Source organism: Marinobacter sp., from assembly GCF_041690455.1.
Classification (GTDB): domain Bacteria; phylum Pseudomonadota; class Gammaproteobacteria; order Pseudomonadales; family Oleiphilaceae; genus Marinobacter.
Genome location: NZ_JAWLHI010000107.1, coordinates 1 through 8,749 on the forward strand (window position 1 = coordinate 1; position 8,749 = coordinate 8,749).

The window sequence follows — 8,749 nt, forward strand, 5'->3', positions numbered from 1 at the left end:
CCTATTTGGTCTTGCTCCAGGTGGGGTTTACCATCGCCGTGGACTGTTGCCAGCCACGCGGTGCGCTCTTACCGCACCATTTCACCCTTACCGGCGCCCGGAGGCGCTTAGGCGGTATACTTTCTGTTGCACTTTCCGTCGGCTCACGCCGCCCAGGCGTTACCTGGCACCTTGCCCTGCGGAGCCCGGACTTTCCTCCCCCGGCGGACCGGCGGCGACTGTCTGGCGAGCTCGGGCGTGACAATACTCTGCCCGTTCCGGGCATGCAAGGAAAACCTGCCCGGTCGCTCAGCGGTCCTTGAGCTCCAGAGCCCGCTGATACAACTCGTTCTTGGAGCCACCGGTCAGTTCGGCAACAAGCTTTGCCACTTTCTTTACCGGCAACTCGGCCAGAAGCAATCCAAGGAGCTTGTCCACATCCAGTTGGGACTCCTCTTCAGCCCGACTCGATGCCTCGGCGCCATGAACAACCACCACGAATTCCCCCTTACTGCCATGGGGATCCGCCTGCAGCTCTGCCAGCACATCCTCCGCGGTACCACTGTAGAAAGTCTCGAAGGTTTTAGTGAGCTCTCGCCCCAGCACCAGCTCGCGATCGCTGCCCAGCACGGCGACGAGATCGGCCAGGGTGTCCAGAATGCGGTGGGGTGACTCGTAAAACACCAGCGTCGCCTGCTCGCGCTTCAGGGCTTCCAGCGCCGACTTTCTACTGGTGCGCTTTGCTGGCAGGAAACCGGCAAAAAGAAAGCGGTCGGTGGGGAGCCCGGCTGCGCTCAGCGCGGTCACCAGGGCACAGGGGCCGGGAATCGGACTGACCCGGATTCCCGCCGCCCTCGCCTCGCGAACCACAACATACCCCGGGTCGGAGATCAGGGGCGTGCCGGCATCGGAGATCAAGGCCAGATCCTTGCCCGCCTGCAACTCCTTCAGGACACGACCTACCCGCTCGCGCTCGTTATGCTCGTGCAGAGCTATCATCGGCTTGCTGAGACCCAGATGCTGCAACAGTCGACCGCTATGACGGGTATCCTCGGCTGCAACAACCGCCACCGATGACAGCACCTTTTCTGCCCGAGGGGACAGATCCCCAAGATTGCCGATGGGTGTTGCCACAATATACAGGACGCCCGGCCCGCCACCTGCCTGGCCCGTTTCTTTCAAGGCGTCTGCCGTTTCTCTAGCCAATCTTTGCACCCTATACCTGTATTTGGAGTCGGACCATGACAGCGTGGTCATGTGAATTGCCCCCGGAGCTGTTAAACTTGCCACCGTTAATGCGGCGTCTCAAGCCCAATCATCCGGAGTGAGTCAAGCTTGTCATGATCAAGAAGTCTATCAATCAGTCCGTTCTGGCCAGTTTTCTTTCGGCGTTCCTGCTGTTGTCCGGGTGCGCCAGCGTGAACCTGGACTCCCACGTTGCCCAGACCCCCAACGAAGCCCTCGAGCTTGCCGCCGGCGAAGACAACCGGACAACGGCACAGCAGTACCTGCTCAGGATTGCCAGCCGCTTCCAGAGTGAGGGCAACCATGAAGACGCTCGCACCATACTCGAAAGCAACCAGCTGGACCAGATGGCGCCGGGACTGGAAGGCGAGAAGCGCCTGCTGGCGATGACCAGTGCCACGGCCCTCGAAGACAGCGACTGGGCACAATCCATCACTACAGGAATTACTCCGGACGCATTCATTGAGTACGCGCCGGATCAGATGGCCGGCGCGGCAGATCTCCAGGCCCGCACCTTTGAGCTTGCCGGCGATCGCGTGGGTGCGGCCATGACCCTGATGCTGCTGGCGCAGACCGACCCCGAGGCAGATGTACAACAGCTGCACGACCGGATCTGGCAACTGCTCCAGACCTTGTCAGACCAGGAACTGGCCGATGCCAGCGCAAAGGCGATCGGCTACGAGAACCAGGGCTGGCTGGAACTCGCCGCTCTGGTCCGGGAACCGGGTGTGAACCTGGACGAGCAGGGGCGCATTGTGCGCCGCTGGCAAAACAACTGGCCAGGACACCCGGCGGCCCAGGTTCCGCCATCAGAGCTGCAGCTGATAGCCACACTCGCGACCAGCCGGCCGGAGAAGATCGCTCTGGCGCTTCCGCTCGAGGGGCCCTTTGCCAGCGCCGGCAAAGCAATCCGGGACGGCTTCCTCTCGGCCTATTACATGGATGAGTCCGCCGACCGCAGCAAGACCGATATTCGCGTCATCAGTACGTCCGATGAGGATTTCGCCGAGCTGTACGACGAGCTCTCATCCGGCAACTTTGACCTGATCGTCGGCCCCCTTGAGAAAGAAGCGCTCGCAGACCTTGCCGCCATGAACACACTTCCGGTTCCCGCACTGGGCCTGAACTATCTCCCCGAGGGCTCAACGCCGCCGGACGGCCTCTACCAGTATGGCCTCTCCGCCGAGGACGAGGCCCGCCAGATCGCAGATCGACTGGTCGATCAAGATCTTGACCAGGTACTGGTCCTGATTCCCCAGGGCGAGTGGGGCGACCGGGTGGAACGCGCACTGCTGAACAGGCTGAAGGAACGCAATGGTGTCGCCCTTGATATCGAGCGGTTCTTCCCGGAAGACAACCTGCGCACGGTGACGGCCGACCTGCTTGGAATCACGGCTTCCCGTAACCGGGCTATCCAGGTTGAGCGCACTATTGGCATCGACGTAGAATTCGAAGCACGTCGACGCCAGGATGCGGATGCCATCGTAATGGTGGCCGAGCCCACTGTCGCCCGACAGTTCAAGCCACTGTTTGCCTTCTACTTTGGCGGCGACCTGCCGGTTTACTCCCCTTCAATTGTATACGGCGGCAGCCCCAACCCCTCCCGCGATCGCGATCTCAACGACGTCATTTTCACCGACATCCCCTGGGTACTGGGTGAGAATAACGAGCTGCGGGACCAGGCACGGGAGCACCTGAAGGGTACCCAGGGCCAGCTCGGCCGGCTGTTTGCCATGGGCGCGGACGCCTGGCAGCTGAGCAAGCGCCTGCCTCTGCTGCGCCAGCTTGACTCCGCCTCAATTGACGGCCAAACCGGCGTTCTGACCATGACCCGCCAGGGCAGTATCCACCGGAGCCAGCTCTGGGCGCGCTTCAGCAAGGGCTCACCGGAACTTCTGCCTGAGCTGCAGCCTTCAGACGACGAGCAGGCACCGACCCGTAACCCGGACGCTGAAGACGCACGTCAACCCGGGACAATCTGAACCAGACGAAGACCTTCGCCATGGACGGCAAACGAGAACTGGGCAACCACTACGAGGGTGTCGCCGCACGGTATCTGCAAAGCCGCGGCGTCACCATTATCGAGAGAAATGTCTACAACCGGGGTGGAGAAATCGACCTGATCGGCCAGGACGGTGACACCCTGGTATTCTTTGAAGTCCGCTTCCGCGGCGAAGGCAGCCTGACCGATCCGGCCGGCTCAATCACCTACGGCAAACAGCGCAAGCTGCTCAGGGCGGTCTCCTTTTATCTGCATCGACATGGCCTATGGAACGCCTGCAGCAGGATTGATGTAATAGGCATTGTGCCGGGGACGACCAGCAAATACCGGGTACAATGGATCAGGAACGCCATCCAGGCAGAGTAAGAAACGCAATGGACACGACCGAACAGCAAATCAGCCAGTGGTTCGCCACACACATGGAGCACACGGCCCAGGCCGCAACCACGGTAGCCCCGCAGATCGAGCCCGCCGCTGACGCCTTTGTCAGCACCCTGTTGCAGGATGGCAAGCTGATCACCTGCGCAAACGGCAACGCCAATATTCTGGCCCAGTATTTCTGCACAGCCCTGCTGAACCGCCTGGATCATGACCGGCCGGCGCTGCCCGCGATTAACCTCGGGGCGGATGCAACCACCTACTCTGCCATTTGCCGGGACAACCGCTTCAATGACACCTTTTCGCGACAGGTTCGCGCCATCGGCAAGCCCGGGGACCTTCTGTTCGTGGTGGTGGATGACGGCCACAAGGCCAACCTGATCCAGGCGATCCAGGCAGCCCACGACCGGGAAATGCAGGTAGTGGTACTCAGTGCGCGGGAAAAATCCGACATCACGTCCCTGCTTCACCCGGAAGACCATGAGATCGCCCTCAACAATCTCGATCCGGCGGACGCAACGCCACTGCTACTGCTGATTATCAACACGCTGTGCCGGTTGGTGGACGCCAAGTTGTTCGGAGGATGAAAAAAGCCAGCTTGCGCTGGCTTTTCGGATAGAGCGGAAGAGTGGTTTTACTTCACCACTTTCAAGGTTGGTCGGCCTGAAGGACGATCATCCGGGCCACCTTGCGGGCGCCCGTCATCCTTGTCACCGGGACCGTCCGGGTCCGGGGTGCCCGGCTCACTACCGAACACCATGCCCTCGCCATTCTCCTTGGCGTAGATAGCCATCACTGCCTGAAGTGGAATAAAGACCTGCATCGGGACACCGCCGAAGCGGGCACTGAACTCCAGTGCGCCATTGCCGATAACCAGGCCCCGAACTGCCCCGGGACTGATATTCAGGACAATCTGGCCATTGGCCACGTGTTCTGTCGGTACCTGGACTCCCTGAACACCCGCGTCCACGACAATATAGGGCGTACAGTCATTATCCAGAATCCATTCGTTAAAGGCCCGCACCAGGTACGGCCGACTGGATGTCATGGCGATCTTGTTGTCAGGCACTACCTACTCCTGCCCCGTTAACCGGGTTTGCCGAAAATCAGCTGCGAATATCTTCTTCCAGGTCGGAAAGGCTTGCCTTGAAACCTTCACGAGCAAAGATACTGTCCATGTATTTCTGGATCGGTTTCGCTTGCTTTTCATTCAGCTCGATACCCAACGCCGGCAGGCGCCAGAGGATCGGAGCAATACAGCAATCGACGATGGTGAATTCCTCAGAGAGGAAGAACGGCATTTCGCCAAACAGCGGCGCCGTTGCCAGAAGACTCTCGCGCAGCTCCTTGCGGGCAGCCTCGGAGGCCTTGGCATTGGGCTGGGCCAGAATCTGATCAACCAGGCCACACCAGTCCTTCTGGATCCGGTGAATCATCAGCCGGCTGTTGGCGCGGGCCACCGGGTAGACCGGAAGCAGCGGCGGATGGGGGAAACGCTCGTCCAGGTATTCCATCATGATGTTGGGCTCATAGAGCACCAGATCCCGATCCACCAGCGTCGGCAAGGCGTTGTAGGGATTCAGGTCGGCCAGTTCCGCCGGCGGATTGTCCGGGTCCACGTCCACTATATCAACGGTAACACCTTTCTCTGCCAGGACAATACGCACCCGGTGACTGTAATGACTGGCCGGATCAGAGAAAAACGTCATTGATGACCGCTTGGTCACAACGCCCATAGAACTACCTCACGAGTAAACAAACCGAAATAACCCTGAAGAAACGCAAAAATCCAGCGAGCCCTAAAGAGCCCGCTGGAATTCAGGAAACGGGATTATACCCTATTTCTCAGTGTACGTCCTTCCAGTACTCACGATTGAGCAGGTACGCGAAGACGAAGAAGATCGCCACGAAGATCAGCACGAAGATACCCAGGCGCTCACGCTCAACCCGGACCGGATCTGCCATATAGGACATGAAGTTGGTCAGATCGTACATGGCCTGGCTGAACTCCGCCTCGGTCATGGAGCCTTCGCTTGCGTACTGCGGGCAAAGATCACCGTTGTTGATGTTACCGCTGAGCGGCTCAACAGAGGCTTCAACGCCCACATTCGGGTGAACTGCACACAGCCCCTGCAGCTCAACCATCACGTGCGGCATACCCACGTTCGGGAAGACCACATTATTGACACCCAGCGGGCGGGTTTCGTCCTTGTAGAAACCACGCAGATAGGAATAAACCCAGGACTCACCACGCAGGCGGGTCTCCAGAGTCAGGTCAGGTGGCGGTGCACCGAACCACTCTGCGGCCATGTCCTTGCTCATGGAGTTCTTCATCAGCTCACCAATCTTGGCGCCGGTGAAGATCAGGTTTTCCTCGTACAGCTCCACGGGAATCTCGAGATCGTCCGCCACGCGCTTGTAACGGGCGTATTCCATGGAGTGGCAACCCATGCAGTAGTTGGTGAACAGGGCCACCCCCCGCTGCAGGGACTCCTTGTTGGTGTGGTCCGTCTCGATATGGTCGAGTGGAACCGCGCCACCGGCTGCCAGCCCGAGAGCTGGCAGGACTGCGAAAACGAGACCAAAAATCAGCTTTCTCATTATCCTGTCACCCTCTCTGGTACTGGCTTGGTTTTCTCCATGCGCGTATAGAACGGCATCAGAATGAAGTACAGGAAGTACAGCACGGTCAGGATCTGCGCGACCATGGTGCGACCTTCTGTTGCCGGAACCAGGCCGAGGTAGCCCAGGATCACGAAGCTGATGGCAAAGATCACCAGGGCAATCTTGCTCAACCAGCCCTTGTAGCGGATGGAGCGGACCGGGCTGCGGTCAAGCCAGGGCAGCACGAACAGGATCGCAATAGCGCCACCCATGACGACCACGCCCCAGAACTTCGCCGGCAGACCGAACAGGTCCACGGTCACCGCCCGCAACATGGCGTAGAACGGCGTGAAGTACCAGACCGGCGCAATATGCGCGGGCGTCTTCAGGGCGTTCGCCGGCTCGAAGTTCGGCTTCTCGAGGAACAGGCCGCCCATCTCCGGGAAGAAGAACACCACGATGAAGAAGATGAAGAAAAACACAGCCACGCCGAGCAGGTCGTGAACAGTGTAGTACGGATGGAACGGGATACCGTCTTTCGGGATGCCGTTCTCGTCCTTGTTCTTCTTGATATCGATACCGTCAGGGTTGTTGGAACCAACCTCGTGCAGCGCCAGGATGTGCAGTACCACCAGGCCCAGCAAAACGATCGGCAGTGCAACCACGTGCAGGGCGAAGAAGCGGTTCAGGGTAATACCGGAAATCAGGTAGTCACCACGGATCCACAGGGACAGGTCTTCACCGATGACCGGAATGGCACCGAACAGGTTAACGATTACCTGGGCGCCCCAGTAGGACATCTGACCCCACGGCAGCAGGTAGCCCATGAACGCTTCGGCCATCAGCACCAGGTAAATCAGCATGCCGAAGATCCAGATCAGCTCACGAGGCTTCTGATAGGAGCCATACATCAGGCCGCGGAACATGTGGAGATAGACCACCACAAAGAAAGCAGAAGCACCGGTCGAGTGCAGATAACGGAGCAACCAGCCCCACTCCACGTCGCGCATGATGTACTCGACGGAAGCAAAGGCACCCTCGGCGGAGGGGTTGTAGCTCATGGTCAGCCAGATACCGGTCACCAGTTGGTTGACCAGTACGAGCATGGCCAGGGAGCCAAAGAAGTACCACACGTTGAAGTTTTTCGGCGCGTAATACTTGGCCAGGTGTTTGTTCCAGGCGTCAACGATCGGGAGACGGTCGTCTACCCACTGAATCAGTTTCTGCATTACGCTGCCTCCGGATCAAGACCAATCGTGAGGGTCACATCGTCATCAAAACGATACGGCGGCACCTCGAGGTTCAGGGGAGCAGGCTGCGCTTCATAAACCCGGCCAGCCAGGTCATAGCGGGAGCCGTGACACGGACAAAAGAGACCGCCGAGCCAGTTTTCACCGAGATCCGCCGGCGCCACTTCAGGACGATAGGACGGCACACAACCCAGGTGGGTGCAGAGACCGACATACACGCCGAACTCCGGCTTGAGGGCACGAAGAGCCCCATCGATGTACGGAGGCTGCTGAGGCGCTTCCGACTGTGGATCTTTCACCACATCGTTCAGCTTCTCGATGTTTTCCAGCATTTCCGGAGTGCGGCGGATGACCCAGACAGGCTTACCGCGCCACTCAACAGTGATCTGCTGGCCTGGTTCAATCTTGCTGATATTGACGGTTACCGGTGCACCTGCTGCTTCCGCCTTGGCACTGGGGTTCCAGGATGCCACGAAAGGAACTGCTGCACCGACGACGCCGACTCCACCCACCACGGACGTAGCGCCGATCAGGAACCGGCGCCGGCCTTGGCTCACGTCGCCATTACTCATTATGGTTTTCTCCCATCAGGCGATGTCACAGCCCGCCCAAAAGCCGGCAATGTGCATCTTAAAGGACTTCACAACCCAAAAATATAAGCGCCCAAATGGTAATGAAATTGCCATGGGCTTACAAGTCGGAAAGGCGCTGCGCGCGGCGCTTCCCTGTTCCAGATCAATTTGATAGCAAATCGCCCGGACACAAAAAAACCCGGCCAGAACGGACCGGGTTTTTTCGCATTCTGCAAAGCAGAATTAACGCTTGGAAAACTGCGGACGCTTACGCGCCTTGCGCAGACCAACCTTCTTACGCTCGACTTCACGCGCGTCACGGGTAACGTAACCCGCTTTGCGCAGTGCCGGGCGCAGAGTCTCGTCGTAGTCCATCAGGGCGCGGGTCAGACCGTGGCGAATGGCGCCGGCCTGGCCACTGGTACCACCGCCCTTGACGGTGATGTTGATGTCGAAACGATCGGTAGACTCGGCAACCACCAGCGGCTGACGAACGATCATGCGCAGAGTCTCACGACCGAAGAACTGCTCGATGGTGCGACCGTTGATAGTGATGTTACCGCTACCCGGCTTGATAAAGACGCGAGCCGTGGAGTTCTTGCGGCGACCAGTACCGTAATTTTGTGCTACAGACATATCCGCCTTCCGTTAAATGTCGAGTTCTTTGGGCTGCTGGGCTGCATGAGGATGCTCAGCGCCGGCGTAGACTTTCAGCTTCT

10 protein-coding genes and 1 other RNA gene are annotated in these 8,749 nt (G+C 59.1%); 3 read left to right on the top strand and 8 right to left on the bottom strand.

The features are described 5' to 3' along the window. An RNA gene (gene rnpB / locus ACESMW_RS17740) (RNase P RNA component class A) lies at positions 1-234 on the bottom strand; the annotation flags it as partial. A gap of 54 nt (positions 235-288) precedes the next feature. After that, positions 289-1,161: a 16S rRNA (cytidine(1402)-2'-O)-methyltransferase gene (rsmI, locus tag ACESMW_RS17745; protein ID WP_372988314.1), complete on the bottom strand. Its 873-nt coding sequence runs from the start codon at positions 1,159-1,161 to the stop codon at positions 289-291. Between the two features lie 158 nt (positions 1,162-1,319). On the opposite strand from rsmI, the gene ACESMW_RS17750 reads away from it, so the two are divergent. From ACESMW_RS17750 to ACESMW_RS17760, 3 genes are read left to right on the top strand one after another with little or no spacing between them, the layout of a single operon-like run. After that, positions 1,320-3,206 carry a penicillin-binding protein activator gene (locus ACESMW_RS17750; protein ID WP_372988315.1) on the top strand — a complete coding sequence of 629 codons (1,887 nt, stop codon included), beginning with the start codon at positions 1,320-1,322 and terminating at the stop codon, positions 3,204-3,206. 20 nt (positions 3,207-3,226) lie between these two features. Then, the gene (locus ACESMW_RS17755; protein WP_372988316.1) at positions 3,227-3,592 is read left to right on the top strand and encodes a YraN family protein; all 366 of its coding nucleotides are present in this window, start codon (positions 3,227-3,229) and stop codon (positions 3,590-3,592) included. Positions 3,593-3,600: 8 nt separating this feature from the next. Then, positions 3,601-4,191 carry an SIS domain-containing protein gene (locus tag ACESMW_RS17760; RefSeq protein WP_372988317.1) on the top strand — a complete coding sequence of 197 codons (591 nt, stop codon included), beginning with the start codon at positions 3,601-3,603 and terminating at the stop codon, positions 4,189-4,191. Positions 4,192-4,238: 47 nt separating this feature from the next. On the opposite strand, the gene ACESMW_RS17765 is transcribed toward ACESMW_RS17760, so the two are convergent. The 6 genes from ACESMW_RS17765 to rpsI all read right to left on the bottom strand — a co-directional run bounded on the left by ACESMW_RS17765 (position 4,239) and on the right by rpsI (position 8,666). Further along, positions 4,239-4,652, bottom strand: a complete 414-nt coding sequence (locus ACESMW_RS17765; RefSeq protein ID WP_372988320.1) for a ClpXP protease specificity-enhancing factor — start codon at positions 4,650-4,652, stop codon at positions 4,239-4,241. A gap of 58 nt (positions 4,653-4,710) precedes the next feature. Beyond that, positions 4,711-5,340, bottom strand: coding sequence for a glutathione S-transferase N-terminal domain-containing protein (locus tag ACESMW_RS17770; protein ID WP_372988318.1), 630 nt, complete (start codon positions 5,338-5,340; stop codon positions 4,711-4,713). A gap of 109 nt (positions 5,341-5,449) precedes the next feature. Next, the gene (locus ACESMW_RS17775) at positions 5,450-6,205 is read right to left on the bottom strand and encodes a cytochrome c1 (protein ID WP_372988319.1); all 756 of its coding nucleotides are present in this window, start codon (positions 6,203-6,205) and stop codon (positions 5,450-5,452) included. Next, positions 6,205-7,437 carry a cytochrome b gene (locus ACESMW_RS17780; RefSeq protein ID WP_092005361.1) on the bottom strand — a complete coding sequence of 411 codons (1,233 nt, stop codon included), beginning with the start codon at positions 7,435-7,437 and terminating at the stop codon, positions 6,205-6,207. Before ACESMW_RS17780 ends, ACESMW_RS17775 begins: the two co-directional genes overlap by 1 nt. After that, a complete protein-coding gene (gene petA / locus ACESMW_RS17785) occupies positions 7,437-8,030 on the bottom strand; it encodes a ubiquinol-cytochrome c reductase iron-sulfur subunit (protein ID WP_343814961.1) in 594 nt (197 codons plus the stop codon). Before petA ends, ACESMW_RS17780 begins: the two co-directional genes overlap by 1 nt. Positions 8,031-8,273: 243 nt before the next feature. Further along, complete coding sequence (gene rpsI, locus ACESMW_RS17790; RefSeq protein ID WP_092005367.1) at positions 8,274-8,666, bottom strand: 30S ribosomal protein S9; 393 nt, start codon at positions 8,664-8,666, stop codon at positions 8,274-8,276. Positions 8,667-8,749 lie beyond the last annotated feature (83 nt).

What these genes read in the sequence shown, in the direction of transcription:
- ACESMW_RS17750 (WP_372988315.1), top strand. Translation starts at nt 1,320, where the DNA reads ATGATCAAGAAGTCTATCAATCAGTCCGTTCTGGCCAGTTTTCTTTCG.
- ACESMW_RS17755 (WP_372988316.1), top strand. Translation starts at nt 3,227, where the DNA reads ATGGACGGCAAACGAGAACTGGGCAACCACTACGAGGGTGTCGCCGCA.
- ACESMW_RS17760 (WP_372988317.1), top strand. Translation starts at nt 3,601, where the DNA reads ATGGACACGACCGAACAGCAAATCAGCCAGTGGTTCGCCACACACATG.
- ACESMW_RS17765 (WP_372988320.1), bottom strand. Translation starts at nt 4,652, where the DNA reads ATGACATCCAGTCGGCCGTACCTGGTGCGGGCCTTTAACGAATGGATT.
- ACESMW_RS17770 (WP_372988318.1), bottom strand. Translation starts at nt 5,340, where the DNA reads ATGGGCGTTGTGACCAAGCGGTCATCAATGACGTTTTTCTCTGATCCG.
- ACESMW_RS17775 (WP_372988319.1), bottom strand. Translation starts at nt 6,205, where the DNA reads ATGAGAAAGCTGATTTTTGGTCTCGTTTTCGCAGTCCTGCCAGCTCTC.
- ACESMW_RS17780 (WP_092005361.1), bottom strand. Translation starts at nt 7,437, where the DNA reads ATGCAGAAACTGATTCAGTGGGTAGACGACCGTCTCCCGATCGTTGAC.
- petA (WP_343814961.1), bottom strand. Translation starts at nt 8,030, where the DNA reads ATGAGTAATGGCGACGTGAGCCAAGGCCGGCGCCGGTTCCTGATCGGC.
- rpsI (WP_092005367.1), bottom strand. Translation starts at nt 8,666, where the DNA reads ATGTCTGTAGCACAAAATTACGGTACTGGTCGCCGCAAGAACTCCACG.